Origin of the sequence: Citrobacter sp. Cpo071 (assembly GCF_030332765.1) — a bacterium.
In the GTDB taxonomy this organism is placed as follows: Bacteria; Pseudomonadota; Gammaproteobacteria; order Enterobacterales; family Enterobacteriaceae; genus Citrobacter; species Citrobacter portucalensis.
Map to the genome: position 1 here is coordinate 1,001,623 of NZ_JAOWHE010000085.1, position 21,074 is coordinate 1,022,696.

General features: G+C 52.6%; 22 protein-coding genes. 12 read left to right on the plus strand and 10 right to left on the minus strand.

Annotated elements, in window-relative coordinates:
• Positions 1-25: 25 nt before the first annotated feature.
• The 3 genes from nhaB to OGY09_RS21915 all read left to right on the plus strand — a co-directional run bounded on the left by nhaB (position 26) and on the right by OGY09_RS21915 (position 2,694).
• On the plus strand, positions 26-1,570 hold the full coding sequence (nhaB, locus tag OGY09_RS21905) for a Na(+)/H(+) antiporter NhaB (protein WP_008785014.1): 1,545 nt from the start codon (positions 26-28) through the stop codon (positions 1,568-1,570).
• 141 nt (positions 1,571-1,711) lie between these two features.
• Positions 1,712-2,242 (plus strand): disulfide bond formation protein DsbB, encoded by a 531-nt coding sequence (gene dsbB, locus OGY09_RS21910; protein ID WP_003844060.1) that lies wholly within the window; start codon positions 1,712-1,714, stop codon positions 2,240-2,242.
• Between the two features lie 110 nt (positions 2,243-2,352).
• Positions 2,353-2,694, plus strand: a complete 342-nt coding sequence (locus OGY09_RS21915) for a TehB family protein (RefSeq protein WP_003020940.1) — start codon at positions 2,353-2,355, stop codon at positions 2,692-2,694.
• 29 nt (positions 2,695-2,723) lie between these two features.
• Here the strand turns inward: OGY09_RS21915 and ycgN are convergent, their stop codons facing one another.
• The 3 genes from ycgN to OGY09_RS21930 form a co-directional block, all read right to left on the minus strand.
• Positions 2,724-3,170, minus strand: coding sequence for a cysteine cluster protein YcgN (gene ycgN / locus OGY09_RS21920; RefSeq protein WP_003020944.1), 447 nt, complete (start codon positions 3,168-3,170; stop codon positions 2,724-2,726).
• Between the two features lie 92 nt (positions 3,171-3,262).
• On the minus strand, positions 3,263-3,922 hold the full coding sequence (locus tag OGY09_RS21925; protein ID WP_003833734.1) for a fumarylacetoacetate hydrolase family protein: 660 nt from the start codon (positions 3,920-3,922) through the stop codon (positions 3,263-3,265).
• Between the two features lie 69 nt (positions 3,923-3,991).
• Complete coding sequence (locus tag OGY09_RS21930; protein ID WP_003833735.1) at positions 3,992-4,285, minus strand: YcgL domain-containing protein; 294 nt, start codon at positions 4,283-4,285, stop codon at positions 3,992-3,994.
• Between the two features lie 126 nt (positions 4,286-4,411).
• Between OGY09_RS21930 and minC the strand changes: the two genes are divergently transcribed.
• The 3 genes from minC to minE are packed head-to-tail and all read left to right on the plus strand — an operon-like array spanning position 4,412 to position 6,225.
• Positions 4,412-5,119, plus strand: a complete 708-nt coding sequence (gene minC, locus OGY09_RS21935) for a septum site-determining protein MinC (RefSeq protein ID WP_003833736.1) — start codon at positions 4,412-4,414, stop codon at positions 5,117-5,119.
• A gap of 23 nt (positions 5,120-5,142) precedes the next feature.
• Entirely contained in the window at positions 5,143-5,955 is an 813-nt protein-coding gene (gene minD / locus OGY09_RS21940) for a septum site-determining protein MinD (RefSeq protein WP_003020956.1), read from the plus strand.
• A gap of 3 nt (positions 5,956-5,958) precedes the next feature.
• On the plus strand, positions 5,959-6,225 hold the full coding sequence (minE, locus tag OGY09_RS21945) for a cell division topological specificity factor MinE (protein ID WP_003833739.1): 267 nt from the start codon (positions 5,959-5,961) through the stop codon (positions 6,223-6,225).
• 86 nt (positions 6,226-6,311) lie between these two features.
• Here the strand turns inward: minE and OGY09_RS21950 are convergent, their stop codons facing one another.
• Positions 6,312-7,229: a LysR family transcriptional regulator gene (locus OGY09_RS21950; protein WP_003833741.1), complete on the minus strand. Its 918-nt coding sequence runs from the start codon at positions 7,227-7,229 to the stop codon at positions 6,312-6,314.
• A gap of 103 nt (positions 7,230-7,332) precedes the next feature.
• Between OGY09_RS21950 and OGY09_RS21955 the strand changes: the two genes are divergently transcribed.
• The 4 genes from OGY09_RS21955 to OGY09_RS21970 all read left to right on the plus strand — a co-directional run bounded on the left by OGY09_RS21955 (position 7,333) and on the right by OGY09_RS21970 (position 12,474).
• On the plus strand, positions 7,333-8,415 hold the full coding sequence (locus tag OGY09_RS21955; RefSeq protein ID WP_032943750.1) for a tartrate dehydrogenase: 1,083 nt from the start codon (positions 7,333-7,335) through the stop codon (positions 8,413-8,415).
• A gap of 251 nt (positions 8,416-8,666) precedes the next feature.
• Positions 8,667-10,268: a BCCT family transporter gene (locus OGY09_RS21960; protein ID WP_032943751.1), complete on the plus strand. Its 1,602-nt coding sequence runs from the start codon at positions 8,667-8,669 to the stop codon at positions 10,266-10,268.
• 44 nt (positions 10,269-10,312) lie between these two features.
• On the plus strand, positions 10,313-11,437 hold the full coding sequence (gene yeaW, locus OGY09_RS21965) for a carnitine monooxygenase, oxygenase subunit YeaW (RefSeq protein WP_003833746.1): 1,125 nt from the start codon (positions 10,313-10,315) through the stop codon (positions 11,435-11,437).
• Positions 11,438-11,508: 71 nt separating this feature from the next.
• Positions 11,509-12,474 carry a PDR/VanB family oxidoreductase gene (locus OGY09_RS21970; protein ID WP_032943752.1) on the plus strand — a complete coding sequence of 322 codons (966 nt, stop codon included), beginning with the start codon at positions 11,509-11,511 and terminating at the stop codon, positions 12,472-12,474.
• 49 nt (positions 12,475-12,523) lie between these two features.
• On the opposite strand, the gene rnd is transcribed toward OGY09_RS21970, so the two are convergent.
• The 5 genes from rnd to yoaA all read right to left on the minus strand — a co-directional run bounded on the left by rnd (position 12,524) and on the right by yoaA (position 18,957).
• Entirely contained in the window at positions 12,524-13,639 is a 1,116-nt protein-coding gene (gene rnd / locus OGY09_RS21975) for a ribonuclease D (protein ID WP_032943754.1), read from the minus strand.
• An 84-nt stretch (positions 13,640-13,723) separates the two neighbouring features.
• Complete coding sequence (gene fadD / locus OGY09_RS21980) at positions 13,724-15,409, minus strand: long-chain-fatty-acid--CoA ligase FadD (protein ID WP_122973804.1); 1,686 nt, start codon at positions 15,407-15,409, stop codon at positions 13,724-13,726.
• 204 nt (positions 15,410-15,613) lie between these two features.
• The gene (locus OGY09_RS21985; protein WP_003020975.1) at positions 15,614-16,198 is read right to left on the minus strand and encodes a Slp family lipoprotein; all 585 of its coding nucleotides are present in this window, start codon (positions 16,196-16,198) and stop codon (positions 15,614-15,616) included.
• A gap of 94 nt (positions 16,199-16,292) precedes the next feature.
• Positions 16,293-16,988, minus strand: coding sequence for a tRNA (adenosine(37)-N6)-threonylcarbamoyltransferase complex dimerization subunit type 1 TsaB (tsaB, locus tag OGY09_RS21990; RefSeq protein ID WP_032943756.1), 696 nt, complete (start codon positions 16,986-16,988; stop codon positions 16,293-16,295).
• Positions 16,989-17,046: 58 nt separating this feature from the next.
• A complete protein-coding gene (gene yoaA / locus OGY09_RS21995; protein WP_032943757.1) occupies positions 17,047-18,957 on the minus strand; it encodes a DNA repair helicase YoaA in 1,911 nt (636 codons plus the stop codon).
• Between the two features lie 141 nt (positions 18,958-19,098).
• Here yoaA and OGY09_RS22000 point away from each other — a divergent pair, with 141 nt between their 5' ends.
• Positions 19,099-19,443: a RidA family protein gene (locus tag OGY09_RS22000; RefSeq protein ID WP_032943758.1), complete on the plus strand. Its 345-nt coding sequence runs from the start codon at positions 19,099-19,101 to the stop codon at positions 19,441-19,443.
• Between the two features lie 6 nt (positions 19,444-19,449).
• On the opposite strand, the gene OGY09_RS22005 is transcribed toward OGY09_RS22000, so the two are convergent.
• Positions 19,450-19,629 carry a YoaH family protein gene (locus OGY09_RS22005; RefSeq protein ID WP_003020986.1) on the minus strand — a complete coding sequence of 60 codons (180 nt, stop codon included), beginning with the start codon at positions 19,627-19,629 and terminating at the stop codon, positions 19,450-19,452.
• Between the two features lie 83 nt (positions 19,630-19,712).
• On the opposite strand from OGY09_RS22005, the gene pabB reads away from it, so the two are divergent.
• Positions 19,713-21,074 (plus strand): aminodeoxychorismate synthase component 1, encoded by a 1,362-nt coding sequence (gene pabB, locus OGY09_RS22010; protein ID WP_032943759.1) that lies wholly within the window; start codon positions 19,713-19,715, stop codon positions 21,072-21,074.

Sequence of the window (21,074 nt, forward strand, 5' to 3'; positions counted from 1 at the left end):
CATTTTTAAAGGTAGGGAAATCACCATGGAGCTATCATGGGGCCGCGCTATGTGGCGCAATTTTTTAGGTCAATCACCAGACTGGTACAAACTTGCACTGCTTGTCTTCTTAGTCGTTAACCCGATTATTTTTTTCATCAACCCTTTTATCGCCGGCTGGTTGCTGGTGGCCGAGTTCATTTTCACGCTGGCGATGGCGTTAAAATGCTACCCACTGCTGCCAGGCGGGCTGTTGGCTATCGAAGCTGTCATTATTGGTATGACCAGCGCCACGCATGTGCGTGAAGAGGTTGCCGCAAACCTTGAGGTGTTATTGCTGCTGATGTTTATGGTGGCAGGCATCTACTTTATGAAGCAGTTACTACTGTTTATTTTCACGCGTCTGCTGCTCACTATTCGCTCCAAGACGCTGCTGTCACTGTCTTTTTGTGTTGCAGCCGCTTTCCTCTCTGCGTTCCTCGATGCGTTGACCGTCGTTGCCGTGGTAATCAGCGTTGCGGTCGGGTTTTATGGTATCTACCATCGCGTTGCTTCTTCTCGCGCGGAAGACAACAACATGCTTGATGACAGCCATATCGATCAGCACAATAAAGTCGTACTTGAGCAGTTCCGCGGTTTTCTGCGTAGCCTGATGATGCACGCGGGTGTCGGTACGGCGTTAGGCGGCGTGATGACCATGGTGGGCGAGCCACAAAACCTGATTATTGCCAAAGCGGCTGGCTGGCATTTTGGCGACTTCTTCCTGCGCATGTCGCCAGTTACCGTCCCGGTACTGATTTGCGGCCTGTTAACCTGTGTACTGGTCGAGAAATTGCGCTGGTTTGGCTATGGCGAAACGCTGCCGGAGACCGTCCGTGATGTCCTGCAACAGTTTGACGATCAGAGCCGCCAACAACGTACCCGCCAGGACAAAATCAAACTGATTGTCCAGGCGATTATTGGCGTCTGGCTGGTCGTTGCTTTGGCCCTGCATCTGGCAGAAGTCGGATTGATCGGTTTGTCGGTCATCATTCTGGCAACCTCGTTGACCGGCGTAACCGACGAACATGCGATAGGTAAGGCCTTTACCGAGTCGCTACCCTTCACCGCGCTGCTGACCGTGTTCTTCTCTATTGTCGCGGTGATTATCGATCAACAACTCTTTTCACCGATTATTCAGTTTGTGTTGCAGTCGTCTGAACATGCACAACTGACGCTGTTTTATCTCTTCAACGGCCTGCTGTCTTCGATCTCTGATAACGTTTTTGTTGGTACGATTTATATCAATGAAGCCAAAGCCGCGATGGAACATGGGACCATCAGCCTTAACCAATTTGAGCTGTTGGCGGTGGCGATCAATACCGGGACCAACCTGCCTTCGGTGGCCACGCCAAACGGCCAGGCTGCATTCCTGTTCCTGCTGACCTCTGCACTGGCGCCGTTGATTCGCCTCTCTTATGGTCGCATGGTGTGGATGGCCCTGCCTTATACTCTCGTCCTGACGCTCGTCGGCCTGCTTTGCGTCGAGTTCACGCTAGTTCCGGTGACCGAGTGGATGACCCAAACGGGCTGGTTAGCTACACTTTCATAACAATTAACCGGGCAAATCACTGCCCGGTTTGACTTTTTGCATGATAAATATCCGATTACGCAAATTTTCAATTCCCGCTAGTGGCGCATAAAGTGAATTGGTTTAAACTGCGGTCTCTACGCATGTTGCAGGGAAATGATTATGTTGCGATTTTTAAACCAGTGCTCCCGAGGTCGTGGAGCATGGTTATTGTTGGCGTTAACCGCCTTTGCGCTGGAGCTCGTCGCGCTGTGGTTCCAGCACGTCATGCTGCTAAAACCTTGCGTGTTGTGTATTTACGAACGTAGCGCATTATTTGGCGTGATGGGTGCAGGGCTGGTGGGTGCTATCGCGCCAAAAACACCACTGCGCTATGTGGCGATGATAATCTGGATTTACAGTGCCTGGCGCGGACTTCAGTTAGCGTATGAGCACACCATGATTCAGCTGCACCCATCCCCGTTTATGACCTGTGATTTTGCCGCACGCTTCCCAAGCTGGCTGCCACTGGACAAATGGCTGCCGCAGGTGTTTTTAGCGTCCGGTGACTGTGCTGAGCGCCAGTGGTCTTTTTTAACCCTGGAAATGCCGCAGTGGCTGTTGGGGATCTTCGCCGCCTACCTGGTGGTCGCCGTGCTGGTAGTGATAGCACAGCCGTTCAAACCGAAAAAACGTGACCTCTTCGGTCGCTAACAGAGACGCTCCTTCGGGAGCGTTTTTTTTGCCTTAAATTCATTGCCTGCTGGCATCTATAAGATGTATATTAAATACATCTTATAGATGCCACACCAAGGAGATGTCTTATGTCCCATTTACGCATCCCGGCAAACTGGAAAGTTAAACGCTCTACTCCCTTCTTCACGAAAGACAACGTCCCGGCAGCACTGCTTTCTCACCATAACACTGCAGCAGGCGTTTTTGGCCAGCTTTGCGTGATGGAAGGTACGGTAACGTATTACGGCTTTGCCAATGAAGACGCAAAAGAGCCTGAAGTAAAAGTGGTGATTAATGCCGGTCAGTTTGCGACCAGTCCGCCGCAGTACTGGCATCGCGTTGAATTAAGCGACGACGCCCAATTCAACATCAATTTCTGGGTTGAAGATGACAACCATGGCGATGAGATGTATCAGGCGAAAAAGTCTTAAGCCTTAACGCCTGCTAATCGATGGGCGGCTTAGTCCGCCCATGAAGGTTTGTTCAAAATATGATCCTGCCAGTCACGCACTTCCGATTCTTTCACTGCAATATGACGTACTGAAATACGTTCACCGTGCATCGCCGCTTTTGATCCCGTCAGCAGTGGATGCCACTCCGGCAGCCCTTTACCTTCCGCTAGCAGACGATACGCACAGGTCATCGGCAGCCATTCAAAGGTGGGCAGATTATCGCGCGTCAGTTTGATACAGTCAGGCTCGTACTCGAATCGGCGTTCGTAATTACGGCACTGACAGGTTTTGATATTGAGCTGCTTACACGCGACGTTAGTAAAATAGATTTCGTCGGTGTCTTCATCCATCAGCTTATGCAGGCAGCATTGACCACACCCGTCACATAATGACTCCCACTCGGCATCGGTCATTTCATCCAGGGTTTTACTTTGCCAGAAAGGTATGTCGCTCATCAGGGTATCCGCTATTGCAATAAAGCTGCACCTTATAACCAGTCTGGCACGCTGATGCAAGTTTTGCCGCCCGAAAAGGCGGCAAGAAGAGATTACAGCACGCGTGTCGTCAGCGTTTGACCATGAAAACTGATAGCCAGTTCATCACCGCTGTTTAACGGCCCAACTCCTGCTGGCGTCCCCGTCAACACAACATCGCCCGCTTTGAGGGTAAAGAAACGACTCATATAGGCAATCAAAGGCACGATTTGATGGATCATATCCGCCGTGGTGCCGTGCTGGCGCTGCTCACCGTTAACCGTTAACCCGAGCATCGTATCCTGAGGATCACCATTAAATTCCGCCACCGGAATAAACCCTGACAGCGGGCAAGAGTTATCAAAGCCCTTCGCTTTTTCCCACGGTTGCCCCGCCTTCTTCATTTTGCCCTGAATATCACGCAGGGTCAGATCCAACGCGACGCCATAGCCCGCAATGGCTTTGCGCACATGTTCTTCCGTCGCCTGACGTAGGGTCGCGCCAATCAAAACAGCCAGCTCAACTTCATGGTGAACCGAACCCATATCAGATGGGATCACCAGCGGCTGGCGTAAATCGCACAGCGCGGTTTCCGGTTTAATAAACAGCACCGGTTCTTCCGGAGGCGTTCCACCCATCTCTTTAATATGGTTGGCATAGTTACTCCCTACGCAAACCACCTTACTCACCGGATAATCCAGCAGAGCACCATGCCAGTTATGATGTTGATACATTACTTTCCCCTAACGTAGTTATCAATTTCAGGTACTGCATCGATGGGGCGTGCTGCTGCCGGATGCAGTTTAACGTTTATCGTCTGGTGTATTTTGTTTCGTCGCGGCCAGATGCTGTTTAAGTAAATCTTCTGGCGGCGGTGGTATTTGTAAATAATAGCCCTGCTCGGTGAGTGCCTGTTTTACTTTTTCCAGATCGGCATTAACCAGCTTTTTACGGCCATCAAGCGGCAACATCATTGCCAGCGTCGGCTGACCAAATCCTTTCATCAGTTCTTCAGGAACTCGCGAGAAATCGTCTTTTTTTTCGACATATAAATAGGTCTGGTCACGTTTACTGCTTCGGTAGATCACACAAAACATATCTTTTACTCTGAATTCACGGAATGGTGGCTTGCCTCAATATAATACTGACTATAACATGCCTTATAGTCTTCGGAATATCACCCCGCGCTGGGGATGATAAATAGCAAATTGAGTAAGGCCAGGATGTCAAACACGCCAATCGAGCTTAAAGGCAGTAGCTTCACCTTATCAGTGGTTCATTTACATGAAGCAGAACCCGAGGTTATTCGTCAGGCGTTGGAAGACAAAATCGCGCAGGCACCTGCTTTTTTAAAACATGCTCCCGTAGTGGTTAACGTGAGTGGTCTTGAAAGCCCGGTAAACTGGTCAGCGCTGCAGAAGGTTGTCGCGTCTACCGGATTGCGCATTATCGGCGTTAGCGGATGCAAAGATGCCAGACTCAAGGCAGAAATCGACGAAATGGGTCTTCCTTTACTGACTGAAGGTAAAGAAAAAGCTATTCGTCCTGCGCCCGTTGAGGCCCCGGCTCCCGTCGCTCCGCCACAAAACGTTACTCCCATCACAAAAACACGATTAATAAATGTGCCGGTTCGTTCCGGTCAGCGCATTTATGCACCACAATGTGATCTGATTGTTACAAGCCACGTCAGTGCAGGCGCAGAGCTTATCGCTGATGGCAATATTCATGTTTATGGAATGATGAGAGGCCGTGCGTTGGCAGGCGCAAGCGGTGACCGGGAAGCGCAAATTTTTTGTACCCATCTGACGGCAGAACTGGTGTCTATCGCAGGTGTTTATTGGCTGAGTGATAAAATCCCAGCAGAATTTTATGGCAAAGCGGCACGTCTGCAATTAGCAGAGAACGCTTTGACAGTTCAACCGTTGAATTGATCCCTTTTTAACAAGGAATTTCTATGGCACGCATTATTGTTGTTACTTCGGGTAAAGGGGGCGTTGGCAAAACCACCTCCAGCGCGGCCATCGCTACAGGTTTGGCCCAGAAGGGAAAGAAAACTGTCGTTATTGATTTTGATATCGGCCTGCGTAATCTCGATCTGATTATGGGTTGTGAACGCCGCGTCGTTTACGACTTCGTCAACGTTATTCAGGGCGATGCGTCGTTAAATCAGGCGCTAATCAAAGATAAGCGTACCGAAAATCTCTTTATTCTTCCGGCCTCACAAACTCGCGATAAAGACGCGCTGACGCGTGAAGGCGTCGCGAAAGTTCTGGACGATCTGAAAACGATGGAATTCGACTTCATCGTCTGCGACTCTCCGGCGGGTATTGAAACCGGTGCGCTGATGGCCCTGTATTTTGCCGATGAAGCGATTATTACCACCAACCCGGAAGTCTCCTCTGTACGTGACTCTGACCGTATACTGGGTATTCTGGCGTCGAAATCTCGTCGCGCGGAAAACGGTGAAGATCCAATTAAAGAGCATTTGTTGCTGACGCGCTACAACCCTGGCCGCGTTAATAAAGGTGACATGCTGAGCATGGAAGACGTACTGGAAATTCTGCGAATCAAGCTGGTTGGCGTGATTCCTGAAGATCAGTCAGTCCTACGCGCGTCTAACCAGGGTGAGCCGGTTATTCTCGACATCAATGCTGATGCCGGTAAAGCCTATGCTGATACCGTAGACCGTCTGTTGGGAGAAGAACGTCCTTTCCGCTTCATTGAAGAAGAGAAGAAAGGTTTCCTCAAACGCCTGTTCGGAGGATAAGTTATGGCATTACTGGATTTTTTTCTCTCGCGGAAAAAGAGCACAGCGAACATCGCTAAAGAGCGACTGCAGATTATTGTTGCGGAACGTCGTCGTAGTGACGCCGAGCCACATTATTTACCGCAGCTGCGTAAGGATATTCTCGACGTTATCTGTAAGTATGTACAAATTGATCCCGAAATGGTCACGGTACAACTTGAACAAAAAGACGGCGATATTTCGATCCTCGAACTTAACGTGACATTACCTGAAGCAGAAGAGTCTAAATAAGCTCTTTTGTCGCTAAATCATGGTTACGAAAAAGGCAGATTATTCTGCCTTTTTTATTTTCTGTCTCTGACTAACCTATCGAGCATTTATTCCAAAGTAAACTTTGGGTAGTTTTCGGCAAAATAGCGGCGCAAATACTCAACCGTAATACGGATTTTTGCCGACGTCGCCAGCCGGGAGACATAAACAGCCCATATATTGGCGGGTTGATAATACTCAGGCAATATATGCACCAGATGTCCGCTGGCAATGTTGTCGCAAACGTCCCACCACGAACGCAAAGCAATTCCCTGCCCATCCAGACACCATTGATGTACCACTTCGCCATGGTTAGACGACAGCGGCCCCGTAACCTTTATTGAGTGTGCGCCCTCTTTATTACGCATTTGCCAGATACCAAACGGATGGTCGCGTTCTTTAATAACCAGGCAGGGAAAAGTAGAAAGATCGTTCAGTTGTTTCGGCACTCCATGCTGCGCCACAAACTCCGGCGAGGCGCACAGAATACGATAGTTAGTCGCCAGCTTGCGGGCAATCAGGTTCGGCGCGATATCATCCCCGATACGAATATCGAGATCGACGCCCTCATTGACCATATCTACCAGACGGTCTTCAACATCGAACCTCAGTTCTAACTGCGGGTACTCTTTTGCCAGCGCAGACAGCGCCGGAGCGACCACCCGGCGGCCAAAACCAAAGCTACTGATAATTCGTAGCATCCCCTGCGGGATCTGCCTGGCATCGGACAGCTCGTCCATCATCTGATCGACATCCTGCAGGATCCGCTGTGCCCATTCGTAGATCCGCTCCCCCTCTTCCGTGATGGTTACGCGCCGCGTTGTTCGGTGCAACAGCACCACGTTCAGCGTTTGCTCCAACAGGGCAACGCGCTTACTGATAAAAGCCGGAGATACGCCCAGCTCTTCGGCAACGGCGGCAAATCCCGCACGACGGGCAACCAGCATAAAGACGCGTAAATCATTTAGCAGCGGCAGATTATTCATGATCTGTGTTTTATGTTTCACCAGTTAGGGGGATTAACTATTAATCAGTCAATTATAGGATACGGGGAAAGTCAATTTTGATGGCGTACAAGTGAGAGCTGCTATGAAGAAAACCTGTCGTATTGCCGCTATCCCCGGAGATGGCATTGGTAAAGAAGTCCTGCCTGAAGGCATTCAGGTGTTGCAGGCAGCCGCCGAGCGTTGGGGGTTGTCACTCAGCTTTGAGCAAATGGAATGGGCCAGCTGCGAGTACTACGCCCATCACGGAAAGATGATGCCGGATGACTGGCATAAGCAGTTACAATCCTTCGATGCTATCTATTTTGGTGCCGTTGGCTGGCCGGAAACCGTACCGGACCACATCTCATTATGGGGTTCACTGCTTAAGTTTCGCCGCGAATTCGACCAGTATGTCAACCTGCGCCCGGTACGCCTGTTTCCAGGCGTACCTTGCCCGCTGGCAGGCAAGCAGCCAGGTGACATCGATTTCTACGTGGTGCGCGAGAACACCGAGGGAGAATACTCTTCACTCGGCGGACGCGTAAGCGAAGGTACAGAACACGAAGTGGTTATCCAGGAGTCGGTCTTCACCCGTCGCGGTGTGGATCGAATTTTGCGTTACGCTTTCGAGCTGGCGCAAAACCGCCCGCGCAAAACCCTGACCTCGGCGACCAAATCCAATGGACTTGCCATCAGCATGCCGTACTGGGACGAGCGCGTGGAAGCAATGGCGGCTCACTATCCCGAGATCCGTTGGGATAAACAGCATATTGATATACTCTGCGCCCGCTTTGTGATGCAGCCGGAGCGTTTTGACGTGGTGGTTGCCTCCAACCTGTTTGGCGACATCCTTTCCGATCTCGGTCCAGCCTGTACCGGAACGATTGGCATTGCGCCTTCAGCCAACTTAAACCCGGAACGCACCTTCCCGTCTCTGTTCGAGCCAGTACACGGTTCGGCCCCCGATATCTACGGCAAGAACATCGCCAACCCTATAGCGACTATCTGGGCTGGCGCCATGATGCTCGATTTCCTTGGCAACGGTGATGCTAACTATAAAGCCGCCCACGACGGTATTCTGGCGGCAATTGAGCAGGTTATTGCCAGCGGCCCGAAAACACCGGATATGAAAGGCACTGCCACCACGCAACAGGTTGGTGAGGCCATCTCTCGGGCATTGCGTTAGAGGTCAAACCACGGAATATGAGCCGCGTCACTGACGCGGCTTTTTTATGCTTTTTATGGCACCAATAACCTGCGCCAATTCACCTTTTATTATTTCCGTTCTGTGTTTTATTGCTTCACGCATCGAGCAATTGTTTAATTCATGTAAAGAACAAATAATAAAATTGTTAAATACAAGATCACTGATTCCCTACAGCATGATAACAACGACAGGCTAATGCCATACGCGGGCAACTGTGCCCAGGAGATCCCATGTTGAGCAACGTTAAGAAAAAAGACATGCCGCTGATAGCCATCAGTCTGGTGGCTATTCTTTTCATCGCCGCCACACTTAGTCTCTTCCCTCAGCAGTCTGCACAAGTCGCAAATACCCTTTTTAACGGCGTTACCCGGATGCTGGGTTCCGCCGTGCAGATCCTCGTTCTGATGGCGATGGGTCTGGTCGTCTGGCTGGCCACCAGCAAATACGGCAACATTCGTCTGGGAGAAGGAAAAGCGGAATACAGCACGCTGTCCTGGCTGTTTATGTTTATTTGTGCCGGACTAGGTTCCTCCACGCTCTATTGGGGCGTTGCTGAGTGGGCCTATTATTACCAGACCCCAGGTCTGAATATCGCTCCGCACTCGCAAAAAGCGCTGGAATACAGCTTACCCTACTCTTTTTTCCATTGGGGAATCAGCGCCTGGGCGACCTATACGCTGGCTTCATTAACCATGGCCTACCACTTTCATGTGCGGAAAAACAAAGGGCTGAGCCTGTCCGGAATAATCGCCGCTATCACCGGCGTGCATCCGCAGGGCGTCTGGGGCCGGCTGGTTGATTTGATGTTCCTGATCGCCACAGTTGGCGCGTTAACCATCTCTCTGGTTGTCACCGCCGCCACCTTTACCCGTGGTTTATCTGCTCTCACGGGTTTACCGGATAACTTCACAGTACAGGCGTTTGTTATCCTGTTCTCTGGCGGCATTTTCTGTCTGAGCTCCTGGATTGGCATCAACAACGGCTTGCAACGTCTGAGCAAAATGGTCGGCTGGGGGGCGTTTTTACTGCCGCTGCTGGTGCTGATTGTCGGCCCGACCGAGTTCATCACCAACAACATCATTAACGCCATCGGTCTGACGACACAAAACTTTTTGCAGATGAGTCTGTTCACCGACCCGCTCGGCAACGGTGAGTTCACCCGCAACTGGACGGTGTTCTATTGGCTGTGGTGGATCTCCTACACCCCTGGCGTGGCAATGTTTGTCACTCGCGTATCCCGTGGTCGCAAAATCAAAGAGGTTATCTGGGCGTTAATCCTGGGTAGTACCGTTGGCTGCTGGTTCTTCTTTGGCGTGATGGAAAGCTACTCCATTCACCAATTTGTGAACGGTGTGATCGACGTACCGCAGGTTATGGCCACGTTAGGCGGCGAAACAGCCGTACAGCAAGTGTTGATGTCGTTGCCTGCCGGGAAACTGTTCCTGGTGGCGTATCTGGCGATCATGATTATTTTTCTCGCCTCGCATATGGATGCCGTCGCCTACACCATGGCGGCCACCAGCATGCGTAACCTGCAGGAAGGGGAAGATCCGCAGCGTAGCTTACGTCTGTTCTGGTGCGTGGTCATCACCCTGATCCCATTATCGATTTTGTTCACCGGCGCGTCCCTGGAAACCATGAAGACCACGGTGGTTCTGACCGCACTTCCCTTCCTCGCCATTCTGTTGGTGAAGGTTGGCGGTTTTCTTCGCTGGGTACGGCAGGACTATGCCCACGTTCCTGCACATCAAATTGAAGGTCATCTCCCCGAAACGCCAGTGGACGTCCCCGTCGCACCACCGGCCGGGACATTACTCAAAGGCGACAATTAAGCGCCAGTAAAAAATCCTCTTACTCACAAATTAAAGGTATTCCAATGAGCAATCTGAGCCCTGAGTTTATTCTGCCGCAAAATTTCTGTGCCAACCCGCAGGACGCCTGGACTATTCCTGCCCGGTTCTATACCGACCATCAGGCCTTCGAGCACGAGCAGGAGAAAGTGTTCGCTAAGAGCTGGATTTGTGTAGCCCACAGTAGCGAACTGGCGAAACCCAATGATTATGTAACCCGGGAAGTGATTGGCGAGAACATCGTGCTGGTACGTGGTCGCGATAACGTGTTGCGCGCGTTCTACAACGTTTGCCCGCATCGTGGTCATCAACTGTTGAGCGGCGAAGGGAAAGCGAAAAATGTGATTACCTGCCCTTACCACGCCTGGGCATTCAAGCTTGACGGTAACCTGGCGCATGCACGTAACTGCGAAAACGTTGCCAACTTCGACAGTGAGAAAGCACATCTCACCCCGGTACGGCTGGAAGAATATGCCGGATTCGTGTTTATCAACATGGATCCGAACGCGGGCAGCGTAGAAGAACAACTCCCAGGTCTTGCAGACAAAGTTATCGAAGCCTGCCCTGATGTGCATGACCTGAAGCTGGCGGCGCGCTTTACGACCCGAACTCCAGCCAACTGGAAGAATATTGTCGATAACTATCTGGAGTGCTACCACTGCGGCCCGGCTCACCCTGGTTTTTCCGACTCGGTTCAGGTTGATCGTTACTGGCATACTATGCACGGCAACTGGACGCTACAATACGGTTTCGCCAAACCGTCAGAGCAGTCATTTAAGTTCGAAGAGGGTGTTGATGCCGCCTTCCACGGTTTCTGGCTGTGGCCGTGCACCATGCTCAACGTTACGCCAATCAAAGGCATGATGACCGTTATCTACGAATTTCCAGTGGATGCAGAAACTACGCTGCAAAACTATGACATCTACTTCACCAACGAAGAACTGACCGAAGAGCAGAAACAACTGATCGAATGGTATCGCAACGTCTTCCGCCCTGAAGATTTACGACTGGTTGAAAGCGTCCAAAAAGGGTTGAAATCGCGCGGGTATCGCGGTCAGGGCCGCATTATGGCCGACACCAGCGGCAGCGGTATCTCCGAACATGGCATTGCCCATTTCCATAATCTGGTCGCGCAGGTGTTTCAGGAATAACCAGAGGCTGTAACGACAGGTTCCGGCGCATCGTTAAGCCGCGCCGGACAGATTTTTTAGGGAGTGCCGCAATGTCTGATTATCAAATGCAAGAAGTCCGGGTCAGCCGGATTGAGACGATTACCGCGCAGGTAAAACGCTTTACTTTAACGGCGACATCAGGCGAGCCGTTGCCCGCGTTTCAGGGTGGCAGCCATATTATCGTGCAGATGCGCGATGGCGAGAATCTGTACAGCAATGCTTACTCGCTGATGAGTTCCCCCTTTGATACGAGCGCCTGGCAAATCGCCGTACGACTAGAGGAAGCATCCAAAGGCGGCTCACGATATCTGCATCAAAACGTGAAACCCGGCGACACGCTCACGATCTCCACACCAAACAATCTGTTCGCCCTCGCCCCTCAGGCACAACAACATCTGTTGATTGCCGGAGGTATCGGCATCACACCGTTTTTATCGCATATCCCGGAACTGGAACACTCTAAGGCGCAATGGCAACTGCATTATTGCTCTCCCAGTCAGGACAACTGCGCGTTTTATGACGAACTTCTGCAACACCCCAGCGTCGATCGTATTCATCTGCATCTGTCAAGCGCAGGGACCCGCCTTGATTTATCTCGCCTGCTGGCCGATGTCGAACCCGGAACACATATTTACACCTGCGGTCCAGCAGTGCTCAACGATGCCGTCAGAGAAGCGGCTTCCCTCCATAGACTGGACAGCAATACGCTACATTTCGAACAATTTGCGCTGGAAGATAAAAGCGGTGATGCCTTTACCCTGATTCTGGCGCGTTCCGGACGCGAGTTTGTGGTCCCGGAAGAGATGACCATTTTGCAGGTTATCGAAAATAACAAAGCCGCGCGCGTTGAGTGCCTGTGCCGGGAAGGTGTTTGCGGCACCTGTGAAACGACGATTCTTGAAGGGGAAGCGGATCACCGCGATCAGTATTTCAGCGACGACGAAAAAGCCAGCCAGCAAAGCATGCTTATTTGCTGCTCACGCGCCAAAGGTAAGCGCCTGGTGCTTGATTTGTAGCGTTGCGCAGGCCGGGTTAGCAATGGCGCAACCCGGCGAGCCTGGTGACTTACTGCGGATATTCCTGCAGCAGCGCGTTGAGACGATCGGACATCAGTTCGCCACGCCAACCGGAAACCAACTCCGGCAGGGTCTGCTGCGGCTTTAATTTCCAGTGCCAGTTGAGTAGCTGGTTGATTTGACGGCGTGAAGCCAGCAGTTCGACGCTAAGATTATGCTCAGTACTTACCTCGGCAACCAGCGCCTTAATAGCTTTAAACGCTTTGCGGTATCCAGGCATATCCATCAAATTCAGCAGCGGCTGTGGCAGTGATTCTTCCGGTAAAGCCTGCGCTTTTTCTACCAGAGAAATCAGCGTTTTGCCGTGGAAGCGAATTTCACTACCGGAAAGGCCGAGGCTGTCCAGTTCACCCAGACTCCCTGGCATATAACGAGCGACCGCCCACAGGTGTTCTTCACGCACCACAAAGTTCACCGCCAGATCGCGCTCACGCGCTTTACGCAGTCGCCAGTCGGCAAGCAGTTGCAGGCAGGCCAACTGACGAGTACGCAACTGCCAGGCGTTAGTGATATCGCGCCATGCGTCTTCAGGCGCCAGAACCTCCTGGCGACGCTGCTGCATTAAGCGACATTCGTCCAGTGCGGCTGGCAGCCAGCCGCTGGCTTCAGTTTCAACCATCAGTTTTGTGGTGATCGGTAATAGATACCAGACATCAGCCGCCGCGTACTCACACTGACGCTCGGTCAGCGGTCTGGCCAGCCAGTCGGTGCGGGATTCGCTTTTGTCCAGTGCCACCCCCGTAAACTCTTCCACCATCGCGGCAAACCCCCACGACATCGGACGACCGCAAAAAGCAGCCAGAATTTGTGTATCAATCAACGGCTGCGGCAGTTCGCCAAAAGCGTTGAGAAACACTTCCAGATCTTCGCTACCTGCATGCAGGAATTTGGTGATGGCAGTATCACGCAGAATATCGCGCAGCGGCGACCAGTCGGTGATCCCCTGCGGATCAATCAGAGCAACGTGTTTGCCATCAAACAGCTGGATCAGCCCCAACTGCGGATAATAGGTACGCGTGCGAACAAATTCTGTATCCAGGGCTATCGCCGGAAATTCACGGACGGCTTCGCACAGCGTGGCCAACGCGTCGTCCGTGGTGATCATTTGATAATTCAAATCGTGCTCTCTTAGGTTTGCGCCAAAAAAAACGCCGGATTTCCCGGCGTTTTCTACTGGCTGACTTAACGCTCAGCCTTTATTGTCCACTTTGGCACGCGCTTCGTCACGTAATTCTCGTCGCAAAATTTTACCAACGTTAGATTTCGGCAACTCATCGCGAAACTCCACCAGCTTTGGTACTTTATAGCCCGTCAGGTGACGACGACAGAAAGTGACCAGCGCTTCATCGGTTAACGAGGCATCTTTCTTCACTACGAAAATTTTCACCGCTTCACCGCTGCTGCCGGACGGAACCCCAACCGCAGCCACTTCCTGCACGCCAGGGTGTTGCATAACCACGTCTTCAATTTCATTAGGGTAGACGTTAAAGCCGGACACCAGGATCATATCTTTCTTACGATCGACAATACGCAGGAAGCCTTCATCATCCATCACCGCAATATCGCCGGTGTGCAGCCAGCCGTCTTTGATGATTTCGTCAGTGGCGTCTGGTCGCTGCCAGTAGCCCAGCATCACCTGTGGACCTTTCACACACAGCTCACCCGGTTCTCCCGGCGGCACTTCGTTGTCGTCGTCGTCCACCAGCTTGACCTCAGTGGAGGGAACCGGTAAACCGATACTTCCGCTGTGGTAGTCAATATCGTGAGGGTTAACACTCACCAGCGGCGCACACTCCGTCAGGCCATAACCTTCCAGAAGATACTGCCCTGTCAGCTTCACCCAGCGCTCAGCCACTGCCTGTTGAACCGGCATTCCGCCACCTGCTGAAAGGTGCAGTGACGAGAAGTCCAGTTGCTGAAACTCTTTGTTATTCAGCAGTGCGTTAAACAGCGTATTTACGCCGGTCATCGCGGTAAACGGATACTTCGCCAGTTCTTTGACCAGTCCTGGGATATCACGCGGGTTAGTAATCAGCAGGTTTTGACCACCCAGCTCAATAAACAGCAGGCAGTTCATCGTCAGCGCAAAAATGTGATACAGCGGTAGAGCCGTTACCACCAGTTCTTTGCCCGGATGCAGCAACGGGCCGTAGGTGGCGTTAACCTGCTCCAGGTTAGCCAGCATGTTGCGGTGCGTGAGCATCGCGCCTTTCGCCACACCGGTTGTCCCGCCGGTATATTGCAGGAACGCCAGATCTTCCGACACCACTTCGGGTTTCACATACTGCATGCGATAGCCGTTTTGCAGCGCACTGCGAAACGAGATGGCATCCGGCAGGTGATATTTCGGCACCAGGCGCTTGATATACTTGACGACGAAGTTAACCAGCGTTCCTTTGGCGGTCGACAGCTGATCGCCCATACGCGTCAGGATCACGTGTTGCACCGACGTTTTGTCGACCACTTTTTCCAGCGTATGGGCAAAGTTGGACACGATGACAATCGCCGACGCGCCGCTATCGTTGAGCTGATGTTCCAGCTCGCGAGGCGTATACAACGGGTTCACGTTCACGACGATCATGCCGGCACGTAAAATCCCAAACAGTGCGACCGGATATTGCAGCAGATTCGGCATCATCAGCGCGACGCGATCGCCCTTTTTCAGCCCGAGCCCCTGTTGCAAATATGCGGCAAACGCACGGCTACGCTCTTCAAGCTTGCGGAAGGTCATCACCTCCCCCATGTTTACAAACGCGGGCTGATCGGCATACCGTCTTACTGAGTGTTCAAAGAGTTCCACCAGGGATTGATAACGGTCAGGATTGATCTCCGCAGGAACACCAGCGGGATAACGGTTAAGCCAAACCTTTTTCAATACATCACCTCTAAAATGCGTATTCGTCGTCATCACAACCCCAGGCAATAAACAAACTGTTAACATAATATTAACTCAGCGTACCAGTTTGTTTATTACACAACGACAAGGTTGCGAAGCACGTCACTATTTATTTTTCTTATATCCACGTTAATGCAGAAACAGCGGACGAGCCGCTGTTTCTTTTACCAATAAAACAAAGAGTTACTCTGTTACTATGGTCTGAACCTGTGCCGGGCCGGGATTGTACCAGCCCCATCCGCCGTAGCCACCGTAAGGCCAGCCACGCGCACCGTAGAACCAGGGGTCGATAGGCTGAGGCGGCATGACAATCTGCTGAGTAATATGCCAGCGTTTATAACCAGTTACCTGCATCAGCATGAATTTATACGGCGTATTACCGATTTTTCCGTCCACTGTACCGCTTATCGGGCCGACGACGGTGACCAGTTGCCCGCGAAAGTCCACCGGGTCAAGGAAGCCATTTACATCAGCATATATCCGCCCACGAGAGGCTTCACCCAGCACGGGGCGTGCACCGCTATCGAGCGGAACGGTGGCAATTTCCAGACGGGATTTTCCCTGCTGGTTCTGAATATCCACCACTTTGCCGCCGAAACGCGCTTCCTGTCCGACATACAGCTGCGGCGCATTCATCACCCGCACCAGATCCTGCTGCGGCATCGGGCTCGAACCTTTAATCGCATCCGGGATGGTGACGCAGCCGCTAAGCATTAACGCTAAGGCCCCCGCCAACACACCTTTCAATAACTGCTTTTGCACCGCCATATTGTGACTCCCTTTTCTTAGCTTCTGCCCCAGCCTGTTCACAATGCCGTGCACTGACGACTGTACGTCTTAGCCGGGGTTCTACTACTAAGATTCATTCTTTACCGGGAAGTTTCTTCCACGCCACGGTGTTACGTAAATAAACCGGTTCAGCGTGTTCGACCGCTACGGTCTCACCCGCAGCCAGCATTTGCGTGGCGACGGGCAGCATGTCTTCAGCCGCTGGAAGCAGCACGTCACCATCGCTGAGCGTCAGCCCGCTGTCTTTACCAAGCTCAGGCCATGCCGGCCAGCCCGTCCCGACCGTCACCCAGTCGCCAGACAGCTGCAATAAACGCTCATGTACCTGCTCGGGGGTTAACACCGCTTCGGTTTCTTCACCGTGCCAGTTACCGTTGTCATCACGCTGGTATTCGGCCCAGTAGACTTCGCCCATTCGCGCGTCAATCGCCGCCAGCACGCGAGTCGCGCCCGACTTACGCCAGGCGCCCTGCGCCATGGTCGCCAGGGTGGAGACGCCGATCATCGGTAAGTTTGCGCCTAACGCCAGCCCCTGAGCAATGCCAATACCGATACGCACGCCGGTGAAACTGCCGGGACCGCGACCAAACGCCAGGGCGTCGATATCGGTTAACGTGAGATCGCCAGCGGCCAGGATTTCCTGAACCATCGGTAAAATTCGTTGGGTGTGTTCTCGTGGGCAAAGCTCAAAGTGAGCCTTGATAGTACCGTCATTCCACAGGGCAACAGAGCACGCCTCTGTGGCGGTATCGATAGCCAGAATTCGCATGGGTGTTTGTGATCAGATCAATAAATTTGGCGCGCATCTTACCACACTCCGTAACAAATTACTCAGTCGTTGGTATGGCAAGAAAGCGAACCGCGCGAGCGATGTCACGCGTCCGCGGCGCAGGAGGAAGACTCGCCAGGAAGGTGGCGCCGTATGGCCGCATAACCAGACGATTGTCGCAAATCACCAGCACGCCGCGATCGTCAGCATCACGTATCAGACGCCCTACACCCTGCTTCAGGGTGATTACCGCATCCGGCAACTGGACGTCTTCAAACGGATCGCCGCCGCGCAGTCGACAATCCTCCATTCGGGCTTTTAACAACGGGTCGTCCGGCGAGGTAAACGGCAGTTTATCGATTATCACCAGCGACAGCGTATCGCCGCGCACGTCCACGCCCTCCCAGAAGCTGCTGGTGGCAACCAGTAGCGCATTACCTGCGCTGACAAACTGCTGTAGCAGTTGTCCTTTGCTGGTTTCGCCCTGCAGCAGTACGGGAAGTGTCATAGTAGCGCGGAATTGTTCCGCCAGATCGCGCATCATCGCGTGCGAAGTGCACAGCATAAAACAGCGACCGTTGTTCGCCTCGATAATAGGTCGCAGCATGGATGCTAACTGGCGTGCAGCCCCCGGCTGATTGGTTTGCGGGAGATTACGCGGCACGCACAGCAGCGCCTGGCGCGTGTAATCAAATGGGCTTGGCAGCAGCATCGACTCGGCATCTTCAATACCCAGTCGTGCAGTGAAATGATGAAGGTCATCGTTTACCGACAGCGTCGCGGAAGTAAAAATCCAGCAGCCCGGCTTTTGTTCCATCACTTCTTTGAATTTATCCGCCACCGTAAGCGGCGTCAGCGCGAGGGTGAAATGGCGGGAGGTGCATTCATACCAGTAGCTGAAGCCTGGCTGGTTGATCTCTTTCAGGCGCTTCAGACGCGCACGATAAAGCGTGGCGCGCTCAAACGCGGCATCCAGCAATGCCGAACGCCCAAGAGACAGCTTCGCCACGTCATAACACAGCTCCAGCGTGTCATCGAGCAGCAAAAACGCGCGCTGTACGCGCTGGTCGACCAGCAGTTCCCGCAGGTTTCCGCGATAGCCCGGCTCACCAAGCTGCAAGCGGAAGTCCTGAGCGCTTTGTGCAAGGCGATCGGCGCACTTTTGCAGCTGCTGAGTGTCTTTCAGCTCGGTCCGATAGGCAATGGTGATGTCTTTCGCCAGGTCTAACAGCTGGCGACTGGAGAGCGATTGACCAAAGTACTGGCTGGCGATATCCGGTAACTGATGCGCTTCATCGAAGATCATCACATCAGCTTCCGGGATCAGTTCGCCAAACCCGCTCTCTTTTACCACCATATCGGCGAGAAACAGATGATGGTTAACCACGACGACATCCGCATCCATCGCTTTTTTACGCGCTTTAACGACAAAACACTCTTTATACAGCGGGCAGTCGCTGCCCAGACAGTTGTCATTAGTGCTGGTCACCAGCGGCCAGGCCTGAGAGTCTTCCGCCACGCTGACGCAGGTGCTGATGTCCCCATCAAGGGTTTGATTTGACCAGGAGCGCAGCAGAATGACGTCGCTTAACGTTTGTACCGGCAAGTCGCCACCCGCCAGCGCCTGCTGTTCAAGACGCTCAAGGCACAGATAGTTTGAACGCCCTTTCAGCAGCGCCAGTTTACCGGTGAACTTCAGTGCCTTAGCGACGGTCGGGAGGTCGCGGCTGTATAGCTGATCCTGTAACGCCTTCGAGCCAGTGGAGACAATGACCTTCTTTCCGGCACGCAGCGCTGGGGCAAGATAAGCGTAGGTTTTACCCGTTCCGGTTCCGGCTTCTACCACCAGCGGTTGTGATTTTTCGATGGCATGACTGACGGCGATGGCCATCTGCCGCTGTGGTTCTCGCGGTTTAAAACCCGGTATCGCTTTAGCCAACTGACCGTCTGCTGCAAAATCGTCCGTCACACTGCCCCCTGTTCATTTGAACAGGGATTATGTCAGGCCAGCGGGTCTTTCGCCAGTTGAAGAGGTGACGTGGGCACAACATTATGGCAGTCTTGGCGCAACCCAAAGCTATTATGAAAAAACGTAAACGAGGAATGATTTATGACGATTGTGCGCATTGATGCCGAAGCGCGTTGGTCCGACGTGGTAATCCACAACAACACGCTGTATTACACCGGCGTGCCGGAAAATCTGGATGCAGACGCCTTTGAGCAGACGGCAAATACGCTGGCGCAAATTGATGCGGTGCTGGAAAAACAAGGCAGCAACAAGTCACGTATTCTTGATGCCACCCTATTTTTGGCAGACAAAAACGATTTTGCCGCCATGAACAAAGCCTGGGACGCGTGGGTCGTTGCTGGCCACGCGCCGGTACGTTGTACCGTTCAGGCCGGATTGATGAACACGAAATACAAAGTTGAGATTAAGATAATCGCTGCAGTTTAAGCGGCGTTATTCGTCTTCATCTTCAAAACGCGCCACGATCCGCTCGCCGGTATGACTGGCGCGTAACTCTTCAGCAACCAGAGCAATGGCTTGTCCGCTGCTCATCCCCTGCGACATCAGCTCCTGAATACGCTCTACCGCTTTTTGCTGCTGCTCATGACTGAGTGAAGGTAAACCTGCAAACATTGTTAACTCCTGCTAAATTGTCTGCGCTAATTATTTCATGCTACCGGGCAGTTAGCCAGTAGAGTAGCAACGAGTCAGGACTGATGAAGACGTTATCTCCCGCAGTAATCACATTACCCTGGCGTCAGGACGCCGCTGAACGCTATTTTTCGACATTAAGCCATCTGCCCTGGGCGATGCTGCTGCATTCGGGTCAAGCCGACCATCCGCATAACCGCTTTGATATTCTGGTGGCGGATCCCGTCACCACGTTGGTTACACGTGCTGAAGAGACCGTAGTGCAGGACGGGCACGCAATCACGCGCTCGCTTGATGATCCAATGACGGTATTACATTCCGCGCTAGCTGCACACAAGATTCACCCCGAGTATCACCCGGATCTGCCGTTTCAGGGCGGCGCGTTAGGTCTGTTTGGCTACGACCTTGGCCGACGCTTTGAATCTCTGCCCACTATTGCTGAGCGCGATATTACGCTACCGGATATGGCCGTTGGCATTTACGACTGGGCGCTGATTGTTGACCACAAGTTGCAGACCGTATCGCTGCTCAGCCATACCGATGTCGAGGCTCGCCTGAAATGGCTCGACGCGCAACAACCGCCAACGCGTGAGCCGTTTACATTGACCTCGGCGTGGCAGTCCAATATGAGCCGCGCCCGGTATGGCGAAAAATTCCGCCAGGTACAGGGCTATCTGCACAGCGGCGATTGTTACCAGGTCAACCTCGCGCAGCGTTTTCAAGCGCATTACGAGGGGGATGAGTGGCAGGCATTTGTCAAACTCAATCACGCTAACCGCGCCCCGTTCAGCGCGTTTATTCGTCTTGAGGAAGGCGTTATCCTCAGTCTTTCGCCGGAACGTTTTATTCTGCTGGAGAACCAGCATATCCAGACGCGTCCTATTAAAGGTACGTTGCCCAGGCTTGAAGATGCCGATGCCGATCGTGAGCAGGCCCGGCGGCTGGCGAATTCGCCGAAGGATCGTGCGGAGAACCTGATGATCGTCGATTTGATGCGTAATGATATTGGCCGCGTTGCCGTACCGGGGTCAGTACAGGTTCCGGAGCTGTTTGTCGTCGAACCGTTCCCTGCCGTTCATCATTTGGTCAGCACCATTACCGCACGTCTGCCAGAGTCATTACACGCCACCGATCTGCTACGCGCAGCCTTCCCCGGCGGCTCTATTACCGGTGCGCCGAAAGTGCGGGCGATGGAAATTATTGACGAACTGGAGCCACAAAGACGTAATGCCTGGTGTGGCAGCATCGGTTATCTGAGTTTCTGCGGCAATATGGATACCAGCATCACCATTCGCACGCTGACAGCCACAAACGGACAAATTTATTGTTCCGCTGGCGGCGGCATAGTGGCGGACAGTCAGGAAGACGCTGAGTATCAGGAAACATTTGATAAAGTGAATCGTATTTTGCACCAACTGGAGAACTGA